Source organism: Pseudomonas putida group bacterium ESBL64 (assembly GCF_045277175.1).
GTDB classification, from domain to species: Bacteria; Pseudomonadota; Gammaproteobacteria; order Pseudomonadales; family Pseudomonadaceae; genus Aquipseudomonas; species Aquipseudomonas alloputida.
On the sequence record NZ_CP145799.1, the window covers coordinates 3,005,490 to 3,030,435 of the forward strand.

The 24,946-nt window shown below is 63.6% G+C and carries 22 protein-coding genes; 12 read left to right on the forward strand and 10 right to left on the reverse strand.

Going from position 1 to position 24,946, the window contains the following annotated elements:
- Positions 1 to 3: 3 nt before the first annotated feature.
- From V6093_RS13640 to V6093_RS13680, 9 genes are all read left to right on the forward strand, one after another.
- Positions 4 to 1,440, forward strand: a complete 1,437-nt coding sequence (locus V6093_RS13640; protein WP_047605356.1) for a TolC family outer membrane protein — start codon at positions 4 to 6, stop codon at positions 1,438 to 1,440.
- Positions 1,437 to 3,605, forward strand: a complete 2,169-nt coding sequence (locus V6093_RS13645) for a type I secretion system permease/ATPase (protein ID WP_003247299.1) — start codon at positions 1,437 to 1,439, stop codon at positions 3,603 to 3,605. The genes V6093_RS13640 and V6093_RS13645 overlap by 4 nt, the downstream gene beginning before the upstream one ends.
- Entirely contained in the window at positions 3,602 to 4,786 is a 1,185-nt protein-coding gene (locus V6093_RS13650; RefSeq protein WP_003247300.1) for an HlyD family type I secretion periplasmic adaptor subunit, read from the forward strand. The genes V6093_RS13645 and V6093_RS13650 overlap by 4 nt, the downstream gene beginning before the upstream one ends.
- Positions 4,787 to 4,990: 204 nt before the next feature.
- Positions 4,991 to 5,890: a chemotaxis protein gene (locus V6093_RS13655; RefSeq protein WP_003247301.1), complete on the forward strand. Its 900-nt coding sequence runs from the start codon at positions 4,991 to 4,993 to the stop codon at positions 5,888 to 5,890.
- Between the two features lie 88 nt (positions 5,891 to 5,978).
- On the forward strand, positions 5,979 to 6,290 hold the full coding sequence (locus V6093_RS13660; protein WP_274083784.1) for a hypothetical protein: 312 nt from the start codon (positions 5,979 to 5,981) through the stop codon (positions 6,288 to 6,290).
- The gene (locus V6093_RS13665; RefSeq protein WP_019750474.1) at positions 6,287 to 7,021 is read left to right on the forward strand and encodes a YkgJ family cysteine cluster protein; all 735 of its coding nucleotides are present in this window, start codon (positions 6,287 to 6,289) and stop codon (positions 7,019 to 7,021) included. Before V6093_RS13660 ends, V6093_RS13665 begins: the two co-directional genes overlap by 4 nt.
- A gap of 200 nt (positions 7,022 to 7,221) precedes the next feature.
- Positions 7,222 to 7,446: a hypothetical protein gene (locus tag V6093_RS13670; protein ID WP_003247304.1), complete on the forward strand. Its 225-nt coding sequence runs from the start codon at positions 7,222 to 7,224 to the stop codon at positions 7,444 to 7,446.
- A gap of 205 nt (positions 7,447 to 7,651) precedes the next feature.
- The gene (locus V6093_RS13675) at positions 7,652 to 8,986 is read left to right on the forward strand and encodes an OprD family porin (protein ID WP_003247305.1); all 1,335 of its coding nucleotides are present in this window, start codon (positions 7,652 to 7,654) and stop codon (positions 8,984 to 8,986) included.
- Positions 8,987 to 9,186: 200 nt separating this feature from the next.
- A complete protein-coding gene (locus tag V6093_RS13680; protein ID WP_047605353.1) occupies positions 9,187 to 10,677 on the forward strand; it encodes a sensor domain-containing diguanylate cyclase in 1,491 nt (496 codons plus the stop codon).
- On the opposite strand, the gene V6093_RS13685 is transcribed toward V6093_RS13680, so the two are convergent.
- The gene (locus V6093_RS13685) at positions 10,674 to 11,150 is read right to left on the reverse strand and encodes a PA2169 family four-helix-bundle protein (RefSeq protein ID WP_003247307.1); all 477 of its coding nucleotides are present in this window, start codon (positions 11,148 to 11,150) and stop codon (positions 10,674 to 10,676) included. The two genes, V6093_RS13680 and V6093_RS13685, sit on opposite strands and share 4 nt — an antisense overlap.
- Before the next feature lie 201 nt (positions 11,151 to 11,351).
- Here V6093_RS13685 and V6093_RS13690 point away from each other — a divergent pair, with 201 nt between their 5' ends.
- A complete protein-coding gene (locus tag V6093_RS13690) occupies positions 11,352 to 11,573 on the forward strand; it encodes a DUF3820 family protein (RefSeq protein WP_003247308.1) in 222 nt (73 codons plus the stop codon).
- Between the two features lie 196 nt (positions 11,574 to 11,769).
- Here V6093_RS13690 and V6093_RS13695 read toward each other — a convergent pair whose 3' ends face one another.
- The 6 genes from V6093_RS13695 to ptsP form a co-directional block, all read right to left on the reverse strand.
- On the reverse strand, positions 11,770 to 11,931 hold the full coding sequence (locus tag V6093_RS13695; protein ID WP_341783614.1) for a hypothetical protein: 162 nt from the start codon (positions 11,929 to 11,931) through the stop codon (positions 11,770 to 11,772).
- A gap of 143 nt (positions 11,932 to 12,074) precedes the next feature.
- Positions 12,075 to 13,025 carry an IS110 family transposase gene (locus V6093_RS13700; protein WP_004577666.1) on the reverse strand — a complete coding sequence of 317 codons (951 nt, stop codon included), beginning with the start codon at positions 13,023 to 13,025 and terminating at the stop codon, positions 12,075 to 12,077.
- Between the two features lie 338 nt (positions 13,026 to 13,363).
- On the reverse strand, positions 13,364 to 13,492 hold the full coding sequence (locus tag V6093_RS13705) for a hypothetical protein (RefSeq protein ID WP_014860789.1): 129 nt from the start codon (positions 13,490 to 13,492) through the stop codon (positions 13,364 to 13,366).
- Positions 13,493 to 13,644: 152 nt separating this feature from the next.
- Positions 13,645 to 15,387, reverse strand: coding sequence for a PTS fructose-like transporter subunit IIB (locus V6093_RS13710; RefSeq protein WP_003247309.1), 1,743 nt, complete (start codon positions 15,385 to 15,387; stop codon positions 13,645 to 13,647).
- The gene (gene pfkB / locus V6093_RS13715; protein WP_143999571.1) at positions 15,384 to 16,331 is read right to left on the reverse strand and encodes a 1-phosphofructokinase; all 948 of its coding nucleotides are present in this window, start codon (positions 16,329 to 16,331) and stop codon (positions 15,384 to 15,386) included. Before pfkB ends, V6093_RS13710 begins: the two co-directional genes overlap by 4 nt.
- A complete protein-coding gene (gene ptsP, locus V6093_RS13720; RefSeq protein WP_406669532.1) occupies positions 16,332 to 19,184 on the reverse strand; it encodes a phosphoenolpyruvate--protein phosphotransferase in 2,853 nt (950 codons plus the stop codon).
- 284 nt (positions 19,185 to 19,468) lie between these two features.
- On the opposite strand from ptsP, the gene cra reads away from it, so the two are divergent.
- Positions 19,469 to 20,464, forward strand: coding sequence for a catabolite repressor/activator (gene cra / locus V6093_RS13725; protein ID WP_003247312.1), 996 nt, complete (start codon positions 19,469 to 19,471; stop codon positions 20,462 to 20,464).
- Positions 20,465 to 20,466: 2 nt separating this feature from the next.
- On the forward strand, positions 20,467 to 21,243 hold the full coding sequence (locus V6093_RS13730; protein WP_019750469.1) for a TatD family hydrolase: 777 nt from the start codon (positions 20,467 to 20,469) through the stop codon (positions 21,241 to 21,243).
- A gap of 44 nt (positions 21,244 to 21,287) precedes the next feature.
- Here V6093_RS13730 and ampE read toward each other — a convergent pair whose 3' ends face one another.
- The 3 genes from ampE to V6093_RS13745 form a co-directional block, all read right to left on the reverse strand.
- Positions 21,288 to 22,118 (reverse strand): regulatory signaling modulator protein AmpE, encoded by an 831-nt coding sequence (ampE, locus tag V6093_RS13735; RefSeq protein WP_003247314.1) that lies wholly within the window; start codon positions 22,116 to 22,118, stop codon positions 21,288 to 21,290.
- Positions 22,115 to 22,687 (reverse strand): 1,6-anhydro-N-acetylmuramyl-L-alanine amidase AmpD, encoded by a 573-nt coding sequence (gene ampD, locus V6093_RS13740; RefSeq protein ID WP_004575862.1) that lies wholly within the window; start codon positions 22,685 to 22,687, stop codon positions 22,115 to 22,117. Before ampD ends, ampE begins: the two co-directional genes overlap by 4 nt.
- 88 nt (positions 22,688 to 22,775) lie before the next feature.
- Complete coding sequence (locus V6093_RS13745; protein WP_185279701.1) at positions 22,776 to 24,935, reverse strand: DUF1631 domain-containing protein; 2,160 nt, start codon at positions 24,933 to 24,935, stop codon at positions 22,776 to 22,778.
- Positions 24,936 to 24,946 lie beyond the last annotated feature (11 nt).

Genomic DNA, 24,946 nt, shown 5'->3' on the forward strand with positions numbered 1-24,946 from the left:
TATGTGAAGCGAAGCAGTCCGCTGTCACCGCTGTTGCTGGGAGCCTTCGGGCTCCTGGCCCTGAACTTGCACCCGGTTGCCCAGGCAGCCGATGATATAGACCCCCACCTGCGCCAGATCGGGCCGTCGCTGCTACGCGATGCGCCCGAAGCGGTGCCCGCCCGCCCCCCCATCGGCATGGCCCCGGTCGCCAGTGGCGAACGGCTGAGCCTTACCGACGCGGTGCTGCAGGCAGCGCAATGGCACCCGAGCATCGCTGAGGCCATCGGCAACCTTTACAAGCAGGGCGAAGGCATCAACGTCGCCCGTGCGGGCTATTACCCACAGATTTCCGGTGGCCTGCGCACCGGTTATGACACCGGCTATGGCGGCGACCGCAATAGCCAGGCCCTGAACCTGTCGCTCAAGCAAATGCTCTATGACTTCGGCAAGGTCGACAGCGCCGTCAACGCGGCCCAGGCTGCCGCCGCCCGCGCCCAGGCCAATATCCTGCTGGTGGTCGACGACCTGGCCCGCGACACAGCCTATGCCTGGATCGAAACCCGCCGCTACGAGCAACTGATGACGATTGCCCGCGACCAGATTCGCGGCGTGGGCGACATTGCCGGCATGGCGCGCCAGCGCAGCGACATGGGCGCCAGTACCCGTTCCGACGTGGTGCAGGCCGAGTCCCGCGTGGAAAGCGCCCGTGCCACCCTGGAAGAGTACCAGTCGCAGTACGAGCGCTGGCGCTCGACCCTGGCGGCACTGATGGGCCGCGTTACCCCACCGGCACTGGCCGAAGGCTCACCCGCCGAGCTGAACCAGGCCTGCAAGCGCCCTGCACAGGGTGATGACCGCCTGCCCGCCGTGCTGATGGCCCTGGCCCAGCGCGCACAGGGCCAGGCAGAGCTGGCCCAGGCCAAGGCGGAGGCCTACCCTACCCTGTCGTTGCAACCGCAGGTCAATCATTACCTGGACGACGACTACAACCGCGATAACGCACGGCTGGACCGCACCCAGGCGGGCATCTACCTGAACGTCGAAGTCCCCATCTACCAAGGGGGCTCCATCAGCGCCCGTACCCGCGCCGCCGGCCACGCGCTGACCGCCGCCGACTCCGCCGAAGACGCCGCACGCCTGCAAGCGCGTCGAGGCCTGGCCGAGGCCATGGCGCAAACCTCCGGGCTGGGCCGCCGGCTAACCTCGCTGGAAGCACGCCAGGTCAGCATCCAGGAGGCACGCATGCTCTACGGGCGTCAGTACCTGGACCTGGGCACACGGCCACTGCTCGACCTGCTCAACGCCGAGCAGGAGATCTACCAGTCACGCTTCGAACTTGCCGGCACCCGCTCCGATCTGCTGCGCCTGGATGTCGACTGCCTGTACAACACCGGCGCCCTGCGCACGGCCTTTGGCCTTGAGGGGCGCAACCTGCAAGGTGTGGAGATCCAGCCATGAGTGATTCGATCGATGTGACCCTGCCCAACCAGGCGCCCGCGCCGGAGCAGGCCGCCGCCCACCGGCCAGACCTTGGCCCCTGGCTTGAGGTGATGTTGCAGGTGGCACACCACTACCGCCTGGACGTATCACCCCAGCGTATTCGCCTGGCCGCTGCGGAGGATGCCCGCCCGTTGAATGAAATCCTCCGCCACATGGCACGTCAGGCGGGGCTGGCATTGCGCTTCGTGCACTTCGATGCCAAGGGCCTGCGGCAATGGCGCACGCCGCTGGTGCTGGAGCTGGACGATGGGCAACTGGCGGTGGTCGAGTCGGTGACCGAAGAGGACGACCTGGCAGTGGTGTTCGCCGGTGACCAGGGCCTGACTTCGCGTCTGCCCCGCGACACCCTGAAAGGCCGTATCAACCGCGTGGCCCTGCTGCGCCCGGCCCGGCCACTGCGCGATGTGCGCACCGACGACTACACCGCGCCTTACGACCGCCACTGGTTCGCCCGCATCGTACTGCGTGACCTGCGCCCTTATGGGCAGGTGATGGTCGCGTCACTGGTGGCCAACGTGCTGGCGCTGGCCGGCGTGCTGTTCTCGATGCAGGTGTACGACCGAGTGATACCGGCTGAATCCCTGCCCACCCTCTACGTCCTGTTTGGCGGTGTGGTGTTGGCACTGGTGTTCGACTTCAGCATGCGCCTGCTGCGGCTAAAGGTGACCGACCTGCTCGGCAAGCGCGCCGACCTGCGGGTGAGCGACCTGGTCTACGGCCATGCCCTGCGCCTGCGCAACTCGGTGCGGCCGAAGTCCACCGGCTCGTTCATCTCGCAGTTGCGCGAGCTGGAGTCGATCCGCGACCTGATCACGTCCAGCACCGCCACGGTGCTGGCCGACCTGCCGTTCTTCCTGCTGTTCCTGTTCGTGTTCTGGCTGATCGGCGGCGTACTGGTGTTCATCCCGCTGGTCGCGCTGCTGGCCATGGTGTTGCCCGGGTTGCTTGCACAACGGCGCCTGGCACGGTTGGCCAATGCCTCGATGCGTGAGTCGGCGCTGCGCAACGCCATGCTGGTGGAAAGTATCCAAGGCCTGGACGAGATCAAGGCACTGCAGGCGGAGGCTCGCTTCGAACGGCAGTGGAACCAGTACAACGCGGCCTGCGCGCACACCAACCTGCGCCTGCGCACCCTCACCAACGGCCTGGTGACCTGGACGCAGAACGTGCAGGGTGCCGTGTTTGCCGTGGTCATCGTGATCGGCGCACCCATGGTCATCGCCGGCGACCTCACCACGGGTAGCCTGGTGGCGGCATCCATGCTTTCGTCGCGGATGATGGCACCGCTCGCCCAGCTGACCCATGTGCTGACCCGCTGGCAGCAGGCCAAGGTCGCGCTGCAAGGCCTGGACAAGCTGATGCAGTCGCCAGTCGACCACCCCGAAGGCGAAGCCCGCGTGCACCTGCCAGCCATTCACGGCGAGTACCGCCTGCGCCAGGCCAACTTCCGCTACAGCGAAGACTACCCGCCAGTGCTGAACATTGGCCGGCTGGACATCCAGCCGGGCGAGCGCATTGCCGTGCTGGGCCGCAACGGCGCCGGCAAATCAACCTTGCTGCAGGCGCTGGGTGGGGCCATGGACCTGGTACAGGGCGAGATCAGCCTGGACGGCATCGCCATGGCCCACCTCGACCCTGCTGACCTGCGCCGTGACGTCGGCCTGCTGCCGCAGTACGCGAGGCTGTTCCACGGCACCCTGCGGGAAAACCTCACCCTCGGTGCCGGCCAGGCCAGCGACCAGGAACTGGTGGCCGCGCTGGCCGCCACTGGCGCACTGGACTTCGTCCGCCGCCTGCCCAAGGGCATGGACCACTTGATCCTCGAAGGAGGCCTGGGCTTGTCTGGCGGCCAGCGCCAAGCCCTGGTGCTGTCGCGCCTGCTGGTACGCCAGCCGCAAGTACTGCTGCTGGACGAGCCGACCGCGTCGCTGGACGACATGACCGAGCGCAAGCTGCTGGATAACCTGGAGCGCTTCTGTCAGGGCCGTACACTTGTGATCGCAACCCATCGACTGAGTGTTCTGCAGCGGGTCGACCGCATCCTGGTGCTGGACGCCGGGCGCATCGTCATCGATGACGCGCGCGATGCCGCGCTGGCCAAACTGCAGGGAGCCCAGGCATGAGCAACCATGAACTCCCGGCTTCCTACCTGGACGGGCAGGACGACCAGGCGGTGTTCCGCGCCGGCCGCATCATCACCCTCTGCGCGCTGATGCTGGCGGCGTTCCTGGCCTGGGCGGCCTGGTTCGAGGTGACCGAGGTGTCCACCGGCACAGGCAAGGTCATCCCAAGTTCGCGAGAGCAGGTCATTCAGTCGTTCGAGGGCGGTATCGTCGCGCAGATGAGCGTGGCCGAAGGCGACCTGGTCGAGCGCGGCCAAGTGCTGGCCCAGCTCGATCCGACCAAGACGGCTTCCAGCGTGGGTGAAAGCGAGGCCAAGTACCGGGCTGCCAAAGCCAGCCAGGCTCGCTTGCAGGCAGAGGTGACCGGCAAGCCCCTGACCTTCCCGGCGAGCCTGCGCGACTCTCCCGACCTGATCGATGCCGAAACCGCGTTGTACCAGACCCGCCGTCGCGGCCTGGAACAGACCCTGGCGGGCATTCAGGACTCGTTGCAGCTGGTGCGCAGCGAGCTGAAAATCACCGAGAACCTGGCAAAGATGGGGGCCTCCAGCCGAGTTGAAGTGATCCGCCTGAACCGCCAGCGTTCCGAGCTGGAACTCAAAGCCAACGAGGCGCGCTCAGACTATCTGGTGCGCGCCCGGGAAGAACTGGCCAAGGCCAGCGCCGAAGCGGACGCCCTGTCGGAAGTGATCCGTGGGCGCAGCGACTCGCTCACCCGCCTGACCCTGCGCTCGCCGGTGCGCGGCATCGTGAAGGACATCGAGGTCAACACCCTGGGTGGCGTGGTGCAGCCCGGTGGCCAGGTGATGAAGATCGTGCCGATGGACGAACGCCTGCTGATCGAAACCCGCATCGCGCCACGGGACATCGCCTTCATTCACCCCGACCAGGCGGCCAAGGTCAAGATCAGTGCCTATGACTACTCGGTGTACGGCGGGCTGGACGGCAAGGTGGTGGGCATTTCGCCGGACACCCTGCAGGACGAGGTCAAACCGGAAATCTACTACTACCGCGTGTTCATCCGCACCGAACAGGACAGCTTGCAAAACAAGGCCGGCAAGCGTTTTGCGATCGTGCCAGGGATGATTGCCACGGTGGATATCCGAACGGGCGAGAAAACCATCCTCGATTACCTGATCAAGCCGCTGAACCGGGCCAAGGAGGCCCTGCGCGAACGCTGATCCAGTTATTTACACACATCCCTGTGCGCGCGGGCATGCCTGCGAACACCGGCGAAGCCGGTGCCATGCACCGCGACGCACGTTTCGCGGGCATACCCGCTTCCACAAGGGGCCCAAGCACTCCTGAGTTCTGTGCAAATTGCCTAAAGCCCGACCAAAACAGGCCGATAACCGGATATCCCCTGCTCCCCACCGAAGGTCACCATGGCCACGCAAAATGCCCGCGCGGATTCGCTATCCCTGCTGCTGTTCACCCTGCGCAGCGGCAAGCTGATGGCAATCAACCTGCTCAAGGTCAGCGAGATCATCCCCTGCCCGCCGCTGACCAAGCTGCCCGAGTCACACCCCCACGTAAAAGGTGTGGCAACCCTGCGGGGCCACTCGCTGTCGGTCATCGACTTGTCTCGCGCCATTGGCGAACAGCCACTGGTCGACCCGCAGGGTGGCTGCCTGATCGTTACAGAGATCAGCCGCTCGCGCCAAGGCCTGCATGTACAGGCAGTCAGCCGCATCGTGCATTGCCTGAGCACCGACATCAAACCGCCGCCCTACGCCTCGGGCACCCGCTCGTTCATCACCGGTGTGACGCGCGTGGACAACACCCTGGTGCAGGTGCTGGACATCGAAAAAGTCATACACGCCATCGCCCCGCCCGTCGCCGAACCAGCGCACGGCACCTTGAACGAAGAAGACGCCAGCCTGCTGGCCGCCGCCAACATCCTGGTGGTGGACGACAGCCAGGTGGCCCTGCAGCAGTCAGTGCACACCCTGCGCAACCTCGGTATCGAATGCCACACCGCGCGCAGCGCCAAAGACGCCATCAACGTGCTGCTGGAGCTGCAAGGCACCGCGCAGGAGATCAACATCATCGTCTCCGACATCGAAATGAGCGAAATGGACGGCTACGCCTTCACCCGCACGCTGCGTGAAACCCCCGACTTCCAGCACCTGTACGTGCTGCTGCACACCTCGCTGGACAGTGCCATGAGCAGTGAAAAGGCGACCCAGGCCGGGGCCAATGCCATCCTTACCAAGTTCTCCTCGCCAGAGCTGACCGATTGTCTGGTGGTGGCTGCGCGTACCGTGGTGTTCGCCGAGCACTGATATATTCAGCGACAAACTCCCCGGCTTGCCGCCGGGGGTGACTCGGGCATAATTCGCGCCCCTCGCAAGAAAATTGCCGGAATCGCGTATGAAGCTTCTCAGCTCTATCTTGATCAGCTGCGCCCTCTTCAGCGGTATTGCCCAGGCCTCCAGTAGCCAGGCCTGGAACGATCAACGCCAGCAGATGCTCAAGGCTTGCCTGACCGCCAGCCAGTTCAAGGACGCCCATGCCCGCGGCAAGCCCGCCGAGTTTGATGACCAGGTCGGCATGAGTGCCCTGCTGATCGAAGGCGTCTACCCACAGAAGCACATGCAGCAGCGCACCGGCACCGAACTGTGCCTGTACGACCGCCAGCACCAGCGTGCTTTCGTCAGTGAATGGAGCCCGGAGGCCAAGTGACCGACCGCTTACGTTTCGGCTGTACCGGCTGCGGCAAATGCTGCACCGGCCACCATGTGCCACTGACGCTGGCCGAAGCGCGTCGCTGGGCGGACGATGCCGGCCAGGTGGTGGTACTGATCGAGGCCTTCGTCGTGGACGGCCCCGGCATGCCGCTGGAGCAGCGTGACCATGTGCTGCGACGCTCCCATCCAGTGCATTGTGGCGAGGGCGAGGCACGCGTCTCGGTGACCTTTGCTGCATTCAACCCCGGACGTTGCCGTAACCTCGACGCCAACGACCTCTGCACCATCTATGAGCAGCGCCCGCTGGTGTGTCGCATCTATCCGGTAGAAATCAACCCGCATATCCCGCTGCGGCCAGACAGCAAAGACTGCCCGCCTGAGGCTTGGCAACAGGGGCCGGAGCTGATTCATGGCGCGCAACTGGTCGATGTGGAACTGCAGGCACTGGTACAGGCTTCGCGCCAGGCCGACCGCGATGACATTGCCGCCAAGGTAGCGGTGTGCCAGGCATTGGGCATGACGACCAGTGCGCTCAAGGGGAATGGGTTTACCGCCTACTTGCCGGATATGGGGGCCTTTGCTGCGGCACTGGCACAGGTACAGGGGAATGAAGGGGCACAGTGGACCTTGCATGTGCAGGATGAAGCGCTGACGGCAAGCTTGCAGGCACTGGGTTTGCGCACAACCCATCAAACCCCGGTTTATTACGCCTTTATCGGTTTCTAGCCTGACCATTTTGCCCAAGGCGGCACCCTGTGCAGGTGCTCTAGCACGGGACTTTCGCCGAAAGTCCTATTGATTTTCGCAAGGATCGTTACCTTTTGCGCAACAGTGCTTATCGCACTTCGCTCTGTTTCGAGTGCACTGAAAGGACTAACTTTACCCCTGTCCTCATTAGCACTTGCACCGCAAGAAGGTAGTTTCAAATGTCCAACAGTATGGGTATTGCCAGCGTCTTCGTCCTGTCTTCCCTGTTGTTGTCGCCCCTGGCCATGGCCGAAGAATCCCCGGCTTTCGTTACCCGTAATGCAGCGTTCGCGGCGGTCCATCAAGAGGCCCGTGAGGCTGTTGCCGCAAACAAGGCAGATACCGCAAAAGACGCGAAACAGACAGCTTCCAAAGTGAACGTCGATGCCAATGCCGACAGCTGATCAAACGCTGTCGCTGTTCCTTCTTTCCCTTGGCTACGCCATGGGCACCTCCGGTGCCGATATGTTAGCCTTTTAAAGCCGCTGCCGATCAGCGGCTTTTTTTATGTGCTTTAACACTCAGCCCGGCTGTAACGTGTACCTATAAAAAAGACGCACATTCAAATATAAAAACTGCCCCACCGTCAGACCAAAGGAGCTAGTACCGGTGCCTTCCGCGTTTCGTTTTACCCCGCTTTTCATTGCGTTGACTGCAACGATCCCTTTCGCCGCCCAGGCAGATGAAGACAAGGCTGATGGCTTCATCGAAGGTTCGTCCTTCAACCTGCATTTTCGTAATGCCTACTTCAACCGCGACAACCACAACGCCGGCGTGCGCGACACCCGCGAGTGGGGCCAGGGCGCGGTAGCGCGTTTCGAGTCGGGCTACACCCCAGGTGTGGTCGGCTTTGGCCTGGATGCTCATGCCATGCTGGGCCTGAAGCTCGACGGCGGTGGCGGCCATGCCGGCACCAGCATCCTGCCCGAACACATCAAGGACGACGGCGAACTGGGCGCTGCCCCGCATTCGTTCTCCACTGCCGGTGCTGCGGTCAAGCTCAAGGCCTTCGACACCGAACTGAAAGCCGGTGACCTGTTCCTCACCAACCCGGTGATCGCCGGCGGTGAAACGCGCATGCTGCCGCAAACTTTCCGCGGTGTAAGCCTGACCAACACCAGCATTGATGGCCTGTTGCTCGAAGGCGGCCAGGTCAGCTTCACCCACCCGTACAACCAGAGCGGCCACCGCCGCATCGACACCTACTACGGGTCACTGGACGAGCACGACAAGAGCAAGCACCTGAACTGGGCCGGCGCGTCGTGGAGCGGTACCGAGCACATCACCGCCAACCTGTACGCCGCCGAGCTGAAGGACATCTGGAACCAGTACTACGCGGACTTCGACTACACCTATGTGGTCAATGACCTGGTCAGCCTGAACCCGGGCGTGCACTTCTATCACACCCAGGACACCGGCCAGGCCCTGCTAGGCAAGATCGACAACAACACCTACAGCGTGCACTTCACCGTCAACGCTGGCTTCCACAGCGTCACCGCCGCCTACCAGCGAGTGAACGGCAACACGCCATTCGACTACATCAACCTGGGCGACAGCGTGTACCTGGACAACTCGCGCATGTACTCGGACTTCAACGCGCCGAACGAGCGTTCGTGGAAACTGCAGTACGGCTATGACTTCGCCGGTGTCGGCGTGCCTGGTTTGTCTACCTCGCTGTCCTACTCGCGCGGCGAGGCTGACCTGACCAAGGCCACTCAGGACACCACTCACTACGACTACTACCGTGAAGATGGCAAGAACGCCATGCACTGGGAACGCGACCTGGACGTGAAATACGTGTTCCAGGAAGGTGACCTCAAGGACCTGTCGGTGCTGGTGCGTTATGCCACCCACCGCGGCAGCCAGGGTTATGCGTCGATCGACAGCAACAGCGACAACGATGAAGTGCGGGTCATCGTCGACTACCCACTGAACGTGTTCTGATCTTTTGCTGCCAGTGTAGGAGCGGGTTCACCCGCGAAGAAGGCTTCGCCGGTTTTCGCGGGTAAATCCGCTCCTACAGGGGCACACGGCAACTCGAAAAGAACAGTACACCGTGCTTCCGTCGGACAAATCTTGTCCGACAATCCCTGCTTCCCTAGAATACCGCCGCCGCGAATGGCCCTGCCCACGCAGTAGCGAGCATGCCCACCCAATCCCCGCGTTTCGCAATCTACAGGTCGCACCCCGAGCTGATCCTCAATCTGGGCAGTTGCCTTGCCGTGCTCGCCATCGTGGCCATCGTCAGCTACCTGCTTGCCCGCGAGCGCGAGAGTGTCGAGCAGTCGGCGGTGCGCTCGTCGAACAACATCGTCCAGCTGATCGAAAGCGACATTCTGCGCAACGTCGAACTCTACGACCAATCACTGCAAGGCCTGATCTGGGCCGTCGGGCGCAAGGAACTGCCGGAAGTCCCCGGCCCGATACGCCAGCGCCTGCTGTTCAATGAAGCCTTTGTCGACCGCAAGCGCGGTGACGTGCTGTGGCTGGACAAGCAAGGCAATGTCGTCGGCGACTCCACCAGCAACGTGCCACGCAAGGCCAACTTCGGCGACACCGGGGTGTTCAAGGCCCACCAGCACAATGCCAACCTCGGCTTGCTGGTGGGCCCCCCGTTCAAGGCCAAGCTTGGCGACCTGGACTGGTGTATCAGTTTCAGCCGACGCATCTCGGGCCCCAATGGCGAGTTCGCCGGGTTGGCAGCGGGTGCGCTGCGCCTGTCGTACTTCAATAAGTTGTTCCAGCGCCTGGACATTGGCCACGACAGCAGCATCAACCTGTTCAATACCGACGGGCAGTTGCTCGTCCGCCAGCCCTCCCCCGCGCAAGACCCGCTGATTGGCACTTACTACACCGAACGGCCCAATTTCAAGCGCATCCTCAGTGAACAGAGCGGTAGCTTCACCGCCCGCTCCCACAGCAGCGGCAAGCCGCGCATATTCACCTTCGCCCGGGTCGCGCAATTGCCCCTGATCGTACTGGTGGTGCATTCGGCCGACGAGGTGTTTCAGTCCTGGCGCCGCACCGCCATTCTGGTCAGCGTCGCCACCGGCGGTCTGTGCGTGGGCATTCTGTGGCTGACGTTGCTGCTTGGCCGCGAACTGCGCCGCCGCCACGAAGCCGAAGAAAACCTGGCGATGCTCGCTTCCACCGATAGCCTGACTGGCCTGGCTAACCGCCGCAGGCTGGACCATGTGCTGCGCCAGGAATGGGCCCGCGCACAACGCAGCCGTAAGCCGTTGGCGATACTGATGGTGGACGTGGACCACTTCAAGGCATTCAACCAGCGCCATGGCCATGCCGGTGGCGACCATGCCTTGCGCGAAGTGGCGAAGGCCATCGAAGCCTGCATTCGTCGCCCGGCAGACCTGGCTGCGCGCTATGGTGGGGAGGAGTTTCAGGTAGTGCTGCCGGAAACCGATCTGGCCGGGGCCCAGCTACTGGCTGAACGCATCCGCGCCAGCGTCGAGGCGCTGGCACCGTTTGCGGATGACGCCCACGCAGTGACCGTGAGCATCGGTATCGGTCTGTCCGGCACCCAGCACGACCTTGGCAGGGTGCTGGGTGCTGCGGACGAAGCGCTCTACCGCGCCAAGGCCAATGGCCGAAATCGGGTAGAGGGCCCGCTCGATTAGGAGCGGGCGCGGGCAGCGTTGCGCAGGGCCTTGACCTGGTCATGGTTGCGCTGCACGCCTTGCAGCTGCTTTTCCACCAGGCTGTAGGTCATGTCGCTGGCAGTGCGGCCCAGTTTCACCAGCTTTTCGCGGGCTTCCTTGTAGGCCTTGAGGGCGTGGTCCTCGCCACGCTCCACCTCGTTCAGCACGGCTTCTTCGTCCTTGCCGGTGACCATCGACTTGAGGTTGACCCAGCCGCGGTGCAGGTCGCCACTGATGCTGGTAGAGGTTTCCGGATCACCGCCCAGGCGGCGCACTTCGCCCTGCAATTCACTGGCAGCGTTGGCGCACTCGCCCGCACGCTGGACGAAGAACGCTTTCAGTTCGGGGTTCTTTACATCATCGGCCGAGGCCTTGAAACCTTTCTCGCCATCCTTGCTGTACTCGATCAGGTCGTTGAGTACGTCGATCACGTCTTTGTTGGGGTTGCTCATGGTCGAACTCCTTGGCAGGTGATAGTCCTCTAGAGAACTGCAGTGTTCGTGCCACGCTTTTAAAAAACGCAAACCCCTTATTATTCAATAACTTATAGCTTGATGGGAGACTACTGTTTACGGCGTTCTGCATGATTGCCGCTTGGGGCTTCGTGCAGATTGCAGTATGGTCGGCGCCTTTCCACAGCCAGGTGCGCGAAGATGAAGCCGGAAACCCTCGAACTACTGGTGACCCGCAGCATGCCGTTCGGCAAGTACCAGGGCAGGATCATTGCCGACCTGCCCGGGGACTACCTGGCGTGGTTTGCGCGCAAGGGCTTCCCGGCAGGGGAACTGGGCGGGTTGCTGGCGTTGATGCATGAGATCGATCACAACGGGCTGGGTGATCTACTGGTGCCGTTGCGGCAGAAGCATCGCCGTTGAAAGGCCAACACGGGCTCTGTGGGAGCAACTGTCTTGCTCAATTTCTGAAAGCTGGCGCGATCCGTGTGGGAGCGGCCTTGCGTCGCGAAAGGGCTGCACAGCAGCCCCGGGATTTCAGCGTCGATGCAAATAATGCCGGGGCCGCTTCGCGGCCCTTTCGCGACACAAGGCCGCTCCCACAGGCCGGTGTTCAGCCTCAGCCCAGCGCGGTATCGAGAAACCTCATCACCGCAAAACCGCCCATCAACCCTGGGTAATGGAGCTGGGTGCAGCGCTGGGCATCAAGGCCTAGCCGGCGCTGGAAGCCCTGAAGGTCGCCGTACACATCTAAAGCCTGGCGCAGTCCTTGTGGGAGCAACTGTCTTGCTCAATTTCTAAAAGCTGGCGCCTTCCCTGTGGGAGCGGGCTTGCCCGCGAACACGGGCGAAGCCCGTGCCATCCACCACGGTGTTGGCTTCGCGGGCAAGCCCGCTTCCACGCGGCTCACGCTGCGTTCTGGATTTACGTTGTACTTTCAGGCTGCGGTAGCACTAGATCGAGCCATGATGTACCCGTTCTGAGCATGGCATTTAACCGCACGATGAACGTTCTCATGCAGGCCACGATAGCGACTTTGGGAAGTTTTCCGCGCTCCCGCAGTGACTGATAACGAGCCTTGAGTGCTGGGTTGTATCTCATCGCCACAAGGCATGCCATGTACAGCGATCGCCTGACCGCAAATCGTCCGCCAGAGATAGAGCGCTTGCCCATGAATTTCCCGCTGTCGTGGTTGAAGGGCGCCACTCCGACCAGGGAGGCAATTTCTCTGGATTCAACCCGACCCAGCTCCGGCAGCAGCGCTACTAGCTTGCCCGCTGTCACCATCCCAATGCCTTTCACTTTAATCAGTTGGGTAACCCGTTCGTCGTTCAGCATCGCGGTTTGCTGTTCGATCTCACGCTCAACCAGTTTGATCTGCGCTTTGAAGTGTTTCAGGTTGGCATTCAGGTAGTTAGCAACTGCAGTCGATTGCACCTGCTTCAGGCGCCGCAGGTCGTCATCTCGCTGTTGAACCAACCGATCACGTTGCTGAAGCAACTCTCGCAGAAGCGCTCGTTCGGGGCTGATTCGCAGGGAGGGTTGATCTGGAATGACTTCGGCATAGTGCGCCAGAACCTCGGCGTCGATGGCGTCAGTCTTGGCCTTGATGCCTAGAGAGTCAGCGAATGACCTGGCTCGCCTGGGATTAACGCGTATGACCTTGTAGCCAGCGTCCTGTAGAAAACGCATGACATCTCGCTCGTAGCCACCCGTCGCCTCTAACAGGACGCGCTTGATACTGAGCTTGCGAAGGCTCTCCAGTAGCGCCTCAAAGCCTGTGGGATCATTGCTTAAATGCATTTTGATGCCCTGTGGCCGCACCGCAGCATCAAGGGAGAGACTGGAAACATCGATACCCAAGAAGGAAGCCATCACCAAAACCTCCTAAACTCAACACAGTGAGAGGACTTTGGCTTGGCCCACGCTTGTGATTCGAGATCAGAGCCGCATCCAACTGTTCGGGCTCTCGCCAAAGTGGAACGGTGAATGGCAGCTTGTGCTCCCACACGTGCTCAAGGCACCTACGGCATTCAGCTTGCCATTCACCGCTCTCACTCCAGATTCTAATCCCCCATCAAGACACAAGCGGCCTTGTGTCGCGAAAGGGCTGCGAAGCAGCCCCAGATTTTCAGCTTCGCAACTTAGATTGCCGGGGCCGCTTTGCGGCCCTTTCGCCACACAAGGCCGCTCCCACAGGCCGGTGTTCAGCCTCAGCCCAGCGCGGTATCGAGAAACCTCATCACCGCAAAACCGCCCATCAACCCTGGGTAATGGAGCTGGGTGCAGCGCTGGGCATCAAGGCCTAGCCGGCGCTGGAAGCCCTGAAGGTCGCCGTACACATCTAAAGCCTGGCGCAGTCCTTGTGGGAGCGGCCTTGTGTCGCGAAAGGGCTGCGAAGCAGCCCCAGATTTTCAGCTTCGCAACTTAGATTGCCGGGGCCGCTTTGCGGCCCTTTCGCGACACAAGGCCGCTCCCACAGAACGAGGTCTGCTCATACACTTTTAGCAGGCGCCACGGCCAACTCCACACCCTCGCTCTTCTTGATAACCGCATACACCACCGCTGTCACCAGGCTACCCGCCACAATCGCCAGCAAATACAGCAACGCATGGTTGATCGCGTTGGGGATCAACAACACGAACAAGCCGCCATGCGGCGCCATCAGCTTGCAGCCAAAATACATCGACAATGCCCCGGTCAACGCACCACCGGCGATACTGGCCGGAATCACCCGTAAAGGGTCCTTGGCGGCAAACGGAATCGCCCCCTCGGAGATGAAGCACAGCCCCAGCGCCAGCGCCGCCTTGCCCGCCTCGCGCTCGCTCTGGGCGAACTTGCGCCTGGCCAGGAAGGTGGCAATACCCAAGCCAATCGGCGGCACCATGCCGGCGGCCATGGTCGCCGCCATTGGCGCGTAGCTCGACGAGGCCAGCAGCCCCACCGAGAACGCATAGGCGGCCTTGTTGATCGGCCCGCCAAGGTCGACGCACATCATGCCGCCCAGCAACAGCCCCAGCAGGATGGCATTGGTGGTGCCCATGCTGTCGAGGAAGTGCGTCAGGCCTTCGAGCATCGCCGCTACCGGCTGGCCGACCACATAGATCATCACCAGCCCGGTGAACAGACTGGCCAGCAATGGAATGATAAGGATCGGCTTGAGCGCCTCCAGGCTGCTGGGCAAGCGCGCCCATCGGGCAATGGCCTTGGCGCTGTAACCGGCGAGGAAACCGGCGACGATGCCACCGATAAAGCCGGCCCCCAAGGTGCTGGCCAACAGGCCGCCAATCATGCCCGGGGCCAGCCCGGGGCGGTCGGCGATGGACCAGGCGATATAGCCTGCCAGTAGCGGAACCATCAGTTTGAAGGCGGCTTCACCGCCAATCTGCATCAACGCCGCCGGCAAGGTGCCCGCCTCTTTGTAGGCCTCGATACCGAACACGAACGACAGGGCAATCAGCAGACCGCCGGCCACCACCATCGGCAGCATGAACGACACACCGGTCAGCAAGTGCTTGTACACGCCGGTTTTCTCGCCCTTGGCCGGCGTGGTCGCCGCTGCAGCGTCGGCAGCGTTTTCCACCGTGGCCTGCGCCAAGGCTTTGTCCAGGGTAGCGCGGGCCTGCTTGAGGGCAATGCCGGTACCACAACGGTAAATACGTTTACCGGCGAAACGTGCAGTGGGTACTTCAATGTCGGCGGCCAGCAGCACCACGTCGGCCGCTGCGATGGCGTCAGCGGACAAGGGGTTGCGCGCACCGACCGAGCCCTGGGTCTCGACGGTAAGCTGGTAGCCCAGTTGTTGTGCGGCTTGCTGCAAGGCTTCAGCGGCCATGAAGGTATGGGCTACGCCGGTCGGGCATGCCGTGACGGCAACGATGCGGGCGCCAGCACTGCCAACTGCGGCGGGGGTGCCTGTCACCGCGGCCAGCAGTTCGGCGTTGGCCGCCGCTTCGTCGAGAAAGCCTTCGCGATCAGCCAGCGCCTGGGACGGCGTGCTTTGGTACAGGCGCTTGCCGACGAAGCGGGCCAGGTCCACCGGCCCGGTGCTGACCACAAGCACCCAGTCAGCCTCGGCGATCTGTGCAGCGCTCAGTTGCCGCTCGGGGTGTTCAGTATTCTGCACTTCGACGCTGGTGCTCCAGCCGCGCCGCTGGGCAGCGGCGGACAGCAAGCGTGCGCTCAGTACACTCGATACCTGGCCGTTGGGGCAGGCGGTGACTATGGCAATGTTCATCGGCAACCCTCTTGTTGTTCTGTCAGTTGCACGGCCGCTTCCAACTGCGCCAGGTGCTCGCGGTCATGGATGCCGAAGCCAACCTGGGTAACGGCCTGGGCGGCGATGGCAGTGGCCCGGGTCAACGTCTGTGCAGGCGCCTCGGCCAGCAGCAGGCCGTGGACCATGCCGGCCACCAGCGAATCCCCCGCCCCCACCGTGCTGGCCACCCGCACCTTGGGTGGGCGGGCCTGCAGGGCCAGATCGCGACTGAACCAAGTGACGCCCTGCTCGCCCGCAGACACCACCACGTGTTCAACGCCACTGTCCAGCAGGCGCTTGGCGGCGGCGCGCTGTTGCGCCAGGTTATCCACAGCCAGGCCCAGCACTTCGCCCAGTTCTTCGGTATTGGGCTTGACCAACCAGGGCGCGCTTTGCAAGCCGACACGCAGGGCTTCACCACTGCTGTCCAGGACTACCTTGAGGCCTTGGGCCTTCAACCGTTCGAGCAACTGGCGGAACCAGTCGGCACTGATTCCACGCGGCAGGCTACCGGCCACCACCACGGCATCGTGACCGGGGGCAATCTGTTCCAGCCTGTCCAGCAAGGCACTGCGTGCCGCCTCGTCGACCTCCGGGCCCTGCCCGTTGATGTCGGTCACGCGGCCATCGGCCTCGACCAGCTTGATATTGCGGCGGGTTTCGCCCGGCACACGGACAAAGCAGTCGGTAAAACCGCGGCCGTCGATCAGCGCCTCGAAGGGCTGCAGATTATCGCGCCCGAGGAAACCGCCCACGGTTACGCTGTGCCCCAGGTCGGCCAGTACCTGGGCAACGTTAAGCCCCTTGCCTGCGGCGTGACTGTGCTGCGCCTGGCTACGGTTGACCTGCCCTGGGCGCAGAGTGTCCAGGCCGATGGTGATATCCAGCGCAGGGTTCAGGGTAAGAGTGAGGATCTTGGCCATTCAGTAACGCTCCACCAGCGCGCGAACTGCTGCGGCGCTGTCCTGTTGCAGGGCCTCGCGCGCCAGGGCGCGGGCTGTCTGATGATCGGCCTGGCGAACCAGTGCCTTGACTTCGGCGATGCTGCGCGCGGAGACGCTGAGTTCGTCCACGTCCAGCCCCAGCAGCACGGCCACCGCCTGCGGGTCGGCTGCCAGCTCGCCACACACGCCCACCCACTTGCCGTGGGCATGGGCGGCGCGCACGGTCATGTCGATCAGGCTCAATACCGCCGGGTGCAGGCCATCGGCCTGTGCCGAGAGGCTGGGGTGGCCACGGTCGATGGCCAAGGTGTATTGAGTCAGGTCGTTGGTGCCGATGCTGAAGAAGTCCACCTCGCGCGCCAATTGCGCTGCCAGCAGGGCCGCTGAAGGCACCTCGACCATAATGCCCAGTTGCAGGTCGGCTACCGGGATTTCTGCACGCAGGCGCTCTACCATGGCCCGAGCCTCACGCCATTCGTGCACCTGGCCAACCATGGGGAACATGATACGCAACGGGCGCTGGTCGGCAGCCCGCAACAACGCGCGCAACTGGTCTTCCATCACTTGCGGGCGCTGCAGGGTCAAGCGCACGCCGCGCACGCCGAGGAAGGGATTTTCCTCGGCAGCGATCGGCCAGTAAGGCAACGGTTTATCGCCGCCAACATCCAGGGTGCGCACCACCAGCGGGCGCCCATCGAGGCCATCGAGCACGCGACGGTACTCGGCTTCCTGAGTAGCCACATCCGGCGCTTGAGGGTGGGCCATGAAAATCAGTTCGGTGCGCAGCAGGCCGACACCTTCGGCGCCCTGCTCCACCACCTTGGCGATGCCGTTGCTATCGCCGATGTTGGCAAACACCTCGACGGCATGCCCATCACGGGTGATAGCCGGCTCGAAGCGGTTGGCCCAGGCGGCCTGCAGGCGTTGCTCGCGCAGGTCACGCTCGGCCAGCGCCCGCTGCAGTTCATCCGCTGGCGGTGCGACGCTGACCACACCACGCTGGCCATCGAGCAGCAGCGGCGTACCACTCTCCAACAGCAGTATCGATGCACCCGCGCCGACCACTGCTGGTATGCCCAACGCCCGGGCGACGATGGCACTGTGGGCCGTGGCGCCGCCCTGGGCGGTGACAATGCCGGCAACCCGGTTGGGGTCCAGGCGGGCGACATCGGATGGACCGACTTCGGTCATCACCAGCACATAGGGCTGCTCGGGTTCAACCTGCGCCTGCACACCACACAACTGCGCCAGCACGCGGCGGCCAATATCGCGCAGGTCGGCGGCGCGCTCGGCGAGCAGCGCATCGTGCAACGCCTCTTGCTGACGGGCCGCAGCTTCGATCACGGCCATCCACGCGGCCGCAGCGCTTTCGCCCTGGGCCAGGCGCTGTTCGACATCATCGGTCAGGGCCGGGTCGGCAAGCATTTCCTGGTGGGTGACGAAAATTTCGCCAATGGCCTTGTCGCTGCGCAGGACCAAAGCCTGCAGTTCGCCGTTGACGGTAGCCAAGGCTTCGCGCAGTTTCTGCCGCTCCAGGGCGCACGATTCCCCCCGCAAGGGATAGTCGAACTCACGCTCGACACAGACATGCGCCGGGCCGCTGGCAATGCCGGGGGCGGCGCCCACACCCTGGATACGGCTGCCGGCCGCTGGCGCTTGCAGTACTTCGGGTACGTCATCGGCAATGGGCGCGACGCTCTGCGGTAGCGGTTCTACCTCTTCACCCAAGCCTTGCTCGATAGCCGCCAGCAGCACCGGCAAGGCATCGGCAGCGATGCTCGGTTCGGCGACCAGTTCCAGTGCCTGACCACGGCGTGCGCCGAGGCTGAGCAGCTTGCTCAGGCTCTTCACCGATACGGCTGGCTGCGCGCTATCGACCAGGCGCACACGGATTTCCCCTTCAAAGCCTTTGGCCAGTTGTGCAAGCACCTTGGCCGGGCGCGCATGCAAGCCATGTGGATTGGCCAGCACGACACGTGCGCCAGGCCAGTCCGCCGGCGCTTCACCGCCCAACACTTCCAGTACCGCACGGCTGCTGGTGGCCTGGTAGAGCATCTGCCCGCGGCCTTCGATCAACACTTCGCACAGACGCTCGAGCAGGGCCTCGTGAGCGGCGCCAAGGCTGGCCAGGCAGAACAGACCGTTGAGCGGCTGGTCGCGGTAACGCAGCGGCTGCTGCGGGGTGATGAAGGCGAGGCCCGGCTGACGAACCTGGCGCTCGCTGTGCAGCCACCACAGGCCCTCACCCAGCGGCAGCGGCTCGGCCTGCTGCAGCACGGCGGCAAAGCCACTGTCGACACAGTCGGCACGTTGCAGCAGGCGGGCACCGCGCCAGGCCAGTTCGTCGAAGTCTTCTGCCGGCACGTTCAGGCCGACCAGCTGCGCATCCAGCGCCAGCGCCTGGGGCGCGCCCTGCAGCAGCTTGAGCAGCGCTTCGGCAGAGCTGGCACGGCGCAAGGCTTCGGCCAGGTCGGTCTCGCCCAGCGCCCGGGTCAACAGCTGCAGCAGGCGCAGGTGTTCGTCGGAGCGGGCGGCAATACCAATGGCCAGGTAGACCATTTGCCCGTCACCCCAGTCTACTCCCTCGGGGAACTGCAGCAGGCGTACGCCGGTGGCATACACCAGGTCACGTGTTTGCGGCGTACCATGGGGAATGGCGATGCCCTGGCCAAGGAACGTGGAGCCTTGTGCCTCCCGGGCCTGCAGCCCTTGCAGGTAACCGTCGGCGACCAGGCCGTCCGCAACCAGCCGATCCGCCAGAAGGCGCAATGCCTCGGCCTTGTCGGCGGCCTTCTGGCCCATGGCTATCTGCTCATTGGCGAGCTCGAGCATGACCTTCTCCTTTTGCAGTTCCCGTTCGGGTACTGGAGTATTGTTGTGAAATTCACATAAAGGGCCAGTTCAGCAGCCTTGCGCAGGTGGCAGCCGAGGCAGAAAATTCGGCAGCTGAAACGTTTAATCTGACCAGACGGCCACGTTACTCGATAATCTGCCCAGTAAAAAGCCCCATCCTGTCGGACAATTGCGACAATGGTCGTCTGCGCGTGATGCCTGTACCGGGTCAAACTACCCGGTCCGGCCTTACAGCCAGCCCCGGTAATAACAAGGAAAATTCGGTGAAACTCAGCGATATCGCCCGTCTGGCCGGTGTGTCCGTGACCACTGCCAGCTACGTCATCAATGGCAAGGCTGAACAGCAGCGCATCAGTAACAGTACTGTCGAGCGGGTACGCGCGGTGGTCGAAGCCCACGGCTTCACCCCCAACCCGCAGGCTGCTGGGCTGCGCAGCCGGCATACCCGCACCCTGGGCTTCATTCTCCCGGATCTGGAGAACCCCAGCTACGCCCGCATTGCCAAGCAACTGGAGCAAGGCGCACGCGCCCGCGGCTACCAGCTGCTGATCGCCAGCAGCGATGACCAGCCAGACAGCGAGCGCCAACTGCAGCAACTGTTCCGTGCGCGCCGATGCGATGCGCTGTTCGTTGCCAGTTGCCTGCCGCCAGAAGATGACAGCTACCGCGAGCTGCAGGACAAAGGCCTGCCGGTGATTGCCATCGACCGCCGCCTGGACCCCGCACACTTCTGCTCGGTGATCAGCGACGACCGCGATGCCAGCCGCCAGCTGGCCGCCAGCCTGCTCAGCTCGGCCCCACGCAGCATCGCCCTGATAGGCGCGCGCCCCGAGCTGTCGGTTAGCCAGGCGCGTGCCGGCGGATTCGACGAAGCCCTGCAAGGCTATACCGGCGAAGTGCGCCGCTATCAGGGCGAAGCGTTCAGCCGTGAGTGCGGCCAACGCCTGATGCAGCAACTGATCGACGACCTGGGGGGCCTGCCGGATGCTCTGGTGACCACTTCGTACGTGCTGTTGCAGGGCGTGTTCGACACCCTCCAGGCGCGCCCGGTCGACTCGCGCCAACTGCAGCTGGGTACCTTTGGCGACAACCAGTTGCTCGACTTCCTGCCGCTGCCGGTCAATGCCATGGCCCAGCAGCATGGCCAGATTGCCGCCACTGCGCTTGAACTGGCACTGGCCGCCATCGAGGAAAAACGCTATGAACCCGGCGTGCACGCCGTTGGCCGCACCTTCAAGCAACGCATCTCAGCGGCCTGAACATGCGCCTGATCGACACCCACACCCACCTGGACTTCCCCGACTTCGACGCCGACCGTCCGCGCCTGCTGGCCAACGCGGCGGCCCGTGGGCTGGAGCGGATGGTGGTGCTGGGGGTGTACCAGGCGAATTTCCAGCGCGTGTGGGAGCTGGCCTGCGCCGAGCCGCGCCTGTTCGCCGCGCTTGGCCTGCACCCGGTCTACCTCGACCAGCATCGCCCTGAGCACCTGGTGCAGTTGCGCGAGTGGCTGGAGCGCCTGCGCGACAACCCGCGGCTATGTGCCGTAGGTGAGTTTGGCCTGGACTATTACCTCGCAGACCTTGACAAGACCCGCCAGCAGGCGCTGTTCGAAGCGCAACTGCAGATGGCTTGCGACTTCGAACTACCGGCCCTGCTGCACGTGCGCCGCAGCCATGCCCAGGTGATTGCCACACTCAAGCGCTACAAGCCAGCGCGGGCGGGGGTGATTCATGCGTTTGCCGGCAGCTACGAAGAGGCCCGCGAGTACATCAAGCTGGGCTTCCTGCTGGGGTTAGGCGGTGCGGGTACCTGGCCGCAGGCGCTGCGGCTGCGCAAGACTCTGGCGCGGCTGCCACTGGACAGTGTGGTGCTGGAGACTGATGCACCGGACATGGCACCGGCGATGTACCCGGGGGTACGCAACAGCCCGGAGCATCTGCCGGAAATTGCCACGGCGCTGGCGCACGTGATGGGGCTGGATGTCGAGGTGCTGGCACAGGCCAGCACCCGCAATGCTTGCACGTTGTTCGGCTGGTGAAACTCGGGTGACCGGGATTCGCGTGGGATGCGATTGGCCCCGAATCAGACCAGCACGGTCCACAGCGCGAACCCGGCATACCACAGCACTGCACAGCGCAACAGCAATTCCCACAGGCTGTCCAGCCGCCCCAAACCGCGCTGGCTGTCCTCTTCTTCGGGAATGTCATCGGCAATCCGCCCCACCCGAGCCACCAGGTGCCCGGCGCTGATGTGCCAGTTGAGCACCTCGTGCAGCATCACCCGTGTCACCGCGAGGAAGTTGCCCACCAGGGCAAAGCTCAACGCCAGCGCTCGCACCGGCAACCAGTCCATGATGTGCCGCAACTGCTCGGCACGCGCCTTCAAAGCCGGCTGCTTGCTGTGCTCACTACACAGCGCCAACAATCGATAAGCCAGCGCAGCGCCAGGGCCCAGTACGAAATACCAGAAGATCACCGCAAAAAAGCCCTGGTACACCTGCCACAGCAAGTTACCCTGCACCCGTACCAGCAGGCTGTGGGGTTCATCGGCCACCAGGCCCAGGTCACGCTCGGCTACGTGCAGCGCCGCCTGATCGTCCCCCCGCCGCCAGGCATCACGAAACGCCCCCAACGATGCCTTGGCATCGCCGCGGCCCAGGCTGTAGATCAGCACCAGCAGGTGCACCGGCAACGCCAGCAAACCATACGCCACCGGCTCCAGCACATGCAGCAGCAACACCAGCAGCGCTACCGGCGCCAACACCAGGATGGCCAACGTCCACCACGGGTGCACCTTGCCACTGCGCTCCAGGCGCACCAGTTCACCAAGAAAGAACCCGTCACGCTGCACCTTATGGCGCAGCGCCGAAAACTTCTCGACCCACAGCGCCAGCACCAACACCAGAAAACTCATGCCTTGTCCTCGTTGTGCTGCAGCGCCTGGCGGTAGCGCGGCCAGTCGAAGGCCGGGCCGGGGTCGGTCTTGCGCTGCGGGGCAATGTCGCTGTGGCCCTGAATGCGGTTCAGGTCGATGGCCGGCCAGGCACTGCGGATGTGCCGGGTGAGTTGCTCCAGCACCGCATACTGGGCATCGGTATAGGGCAGGTCGTCGGTGCCTTCCAGCTCGATGCCGATGGAAAAGTCGTTACAGCCTTCGCGCCCGTCAAAGCTCGACACACCCGCATGCCAGGCACGGTCATGCAACGACACGAACTGCGTCACCGCGCCGTCACGCTCGACGAACAGGTGCGCCGACACAGTCAAGTGGTTGATGCTGGCAAAATACGGGTGTTCATCAGGGGCCAGGCGGTTCTGGAAGAATTGCTGCACCTTGCCCGTGCCGAAACAGGCCGGGGGCAGGCTGATGTTGTGGATCACCAGCAGGGAAATCGATTCGCCTTCGGGGCGCGCATTGAAGTTCGGCGAGGGGCAGTGGGTGATTCCGATTCCGTGGAACCAGCCAGTGGCACGGTCCAATTGCATGGGCAGATCCTGAAAAACGCCGTGAACATGCCCACAGTATGCCCTGCGGCCAACGCCGTGTGCATGTGAATGATTGTAATGCGACTGCCTATTGCGCCTGCCCTTGCCGCAAGCTCTCAAGTACCGCCTCCAGCGCCCGTTCGAACAACAGGCGATCATCCAGTACGCGCACTTCGTGCCGCTGCAGTGCCTGGGCCAGGCTGGCGCTGCTCCACTCGCGCACTTTCATGCCGGTGCGGTTGGCAAACACCAGCCTGTCACTGCTGTCAATGCGCGCGACCAGCTTGCAGCGCAGTGGTTCATCCTCGTCGAGCACCTCGACCCAGGTGCCGATGCGCAGGCGTTGCGCCTGGCGCAGCGCTGCAGCCTGCCCGTCGGCAGCGTGCAGGGGCACGCAGGCGGGCTCTTCGGCAATCGCCAGCACAATCTCTTGGGCCACCCGCACATCGCCCAAGGATTGGCCCTCCCCGCTCGGCAGCGCCTCATTACCTGCGCAGGCGCGTAAGTGCAACTGTTCCAGTTGCAGGAAGAACTCGCGGGTCGCCACCGCGTCCAGGGCTACGCTGGCCAGGCCATCGCGCAGCGCCTTGAGCAGGCCTGGCACTTGCTGCAGCAAGGCTTGTGGCTCATGTGGCGGCGTGATGCTGGCCAGCAGCATGTCCATCGTCTGCACTGCGTCGTGCCAGGCCTGTGAGGCCTCGCCCTGTTTCAGCCAAGCCAGCAGCAGTACCTGGCTCCAGGCCTGCACCAGCATTTGCACCACCACCTGCGGCAGTACCCGGCCACGCAGGCGCTGGTTGAGCACGTGCTGCACCTGCTGCCTGGCCTGCATTGCCCGGGCACGGCCTTCTTCGGCGTCGCGAGTGCGTTGCTCCAGCAACTCGTTACGTCGCCGTTCGTCCTGATTGAATGCCAGGAAGTCGTCGAGCAACTCGGCGAACAGGCTGGCATCGTCGGCAAAATCATTGAGCAAACGCTGGACGATACGCTCTACCCGCACGTGCAAGCTGTCACGCTGGCCTTCGCTGCCGCACTCCCAGCCAATCGCGGCGCCGGCGATTTCGTTGAGCAAACGGCGCGCCGGGTGGCTACTCCGGCTGAACAGCCCCTTGTCCAGTAATGCCACCTTGAGCAGGGGAATATGAAGGCGCGCAATCAGCGCCCGCAGGCTGGCCGGCAGGTTGTCATCGTTGTGGATGAACGCGAACAGCAGGCCAACCAGGTTGATCATGTCTTCATCAGCCACGTGAAGGCGCCGGCGCGTGCCGCTGCGCACACTCACCCGCAACAGCAGTTGCTCAAGTTGTTGGCCGAGCTCGAAGTCATCGGCCTCGTACGTGGCGGGCACATAGCGCTGCAAATGCGACAGTAGCCGGAGCAGGTCGGCGGTACTGATCGGCTGGGCGGCAGCCACCGCGTGCAAGCGCGGAGCGAACTGCCCGCGCACCGGCGCCAGCAGTGCCTGCAACGAGGCAAACAACGCCTGCCCTGCGGCGTCCGCCCCCTCCTCCTGGCCAAGGTTCGCCGGCCCGGGTCGCGCACGCATGCGCCGGTCTTCGGCACGCCGGCGCGGCGCCGGTTGCAGCTCGGGCAGTACGCCGGCAGCGGCCAGCAACTGGTTGGCTTCGCCATAGATCACATCGGCATCACGCAGCACATAACGCTCGAACAGCTTCAGCAGCACCAGCTTGACCCGCAGGCCAACGCCCAGATTACGCCCGGCCTCGAGGAAGTAACGACACAGCGCGGCTGGCCCCAATGGGTTGTGCTGCTCGTACAGGGGGCGGTCGAGCAATGCCTGCAGGCGCAGACCCAGTTGCTGCAGGGCAATGCCATCGCGTGACAGCACCCGCGCCACCATGCCCTCGATGGCGGCGGCCCGCTCCATTTGAGCCTTGCTGCGCGGGTTGCCCGGCTCGACCAGGTTTGCCAGCAAGTCGACCTGGCCGGCTCGGAGGAAAGCATCATGGAACGTATCCAGAAAACCACGCTCGATGCTCTTGCGCTTCAGGCGCAGGTCACGCATGGCCTCGAAGTACAGGTTCTGGTCACCGCGGTCCGAGGCCTTGTCGGCCATTTCGAAGAGCATGTCATCGGCATTGTCGAACAAGTCCTGCAGGCCCTGACGCAACTGCAACGCGGCCTTGTCGCGCACCTGCAGCAACACGACCGGAAGGCAAGGATGAGGCGTGCGCCCCCCTCGGTCGATGGCTGCCGCCAAGGGCACCACCTTGCCTTCTTTTTGCATCCTGGACTCCT

Coding starts and splice junctions, on each gene's coding strand:
- V6093_RS13645 (WP_003247299.1), top strand. CDS start 1,437: ATGAGTGATTCGATCGATGTGACCCTGCCCAACCAGGCGCCCGCGCCG.
- V6093_RS13650 (WP_003247300.1), top strand. CDS start 3,602: ATGAGCAACCATGAACTCCCGGCTTCCTACCTGGACGGGCAGGACGAC.
- V6093_RS13655 (WP_003247301.1), top strand. CDS start 4,991: ATGGCCACGCAAAATGCCCGCGCGGATTCGCTATCCCTGCTGCTGTTC.
- V6093_RS13660 (WP_274083784.1), top strand. CDS start 5,979: ATGAAGCTTCTCAGCTCTATCTTGATCAGCTGCGCCCTCTTCAGCGGT.
- V6093_RS13670 (WP_003247304.1), top strand. CDS start 7,222: ATGTCCAACAGTATGGGTATTGCCAGCGTCTTCGTCCTGTCTTCCCTG.
- V6093_RS13680 (WP_047605353.1), top strand. CDS start 9,187: ATGCCCACCCAATCCCCGCGTTTCGCAATCTACAGGTCGCACCCCGAG.
- V6093_RS13685 (WP_003247307.1), bottom strand. CDS start 11,150: ATGAGCAACCCCAACAAAGACGTGATCGACGTACTCAACGACCTGATC.
- V6093_RS13690 (WP_003247308.1), top strand. CDS start 11,352: ATGAAGCCGGAAACCCTCGAACTACTGGTGACCCGCAGCATGCCGTTC.
- V6093_RS13700 (WP_004577666.1), bottom strand. CDS start 13,025: ATGGCTTCCTTCTTGGGTATCGATGTTTCCAGTCTCTCCCTTGATGCT.
- V6093_RS13710 (WP_003247309.1), bottom strand. CDS start 15,387: ATGAACATTGCCATAGTCACCGCCTGCCCCAACGGCCAGGTATCGAGT.
- pfkB (WP_143999571.1), bottom strand. CDS start 16,331: ATGGCCAAGATCCTCACTCTTACCCTGAACCCTGCGCTGGATATCACC.
- ptsP (WP_406669532.1), bottom strand. CDS start 19,184: ATGCTCGAGCTCGCCAATGAGCAGATAGCCATGGGCCAGAAGGCCGCC.
- V6093_RS13730 (WP_019750469.1), top strand. CDS start 20,467: ATGCGCCTGATCGACACCCACACCCACCTGGACTTCCCCGACTTCGAC.
- ampE (WP_003247314.1), bottom strand. CDS start 22,118: ATGAGTTTTCTGGTGTTGGTGCTGGCGCTGTGGGTCGAGAAGTTTTCG.
- ampD (WP_004575862.1), bottom strand. CDS start 22,687: ATGCAATTGGACCGTGCCACTGGCTGGTTCCACGGAATCGGAATCACC.
- V6093_RS13745 (WP_185279701.1), bottom strand. CDS start 24,935: ATGCAAAAAGAAGGCAAGGTGGTGCCCTTGGCGGCAGCCATCGACCGA.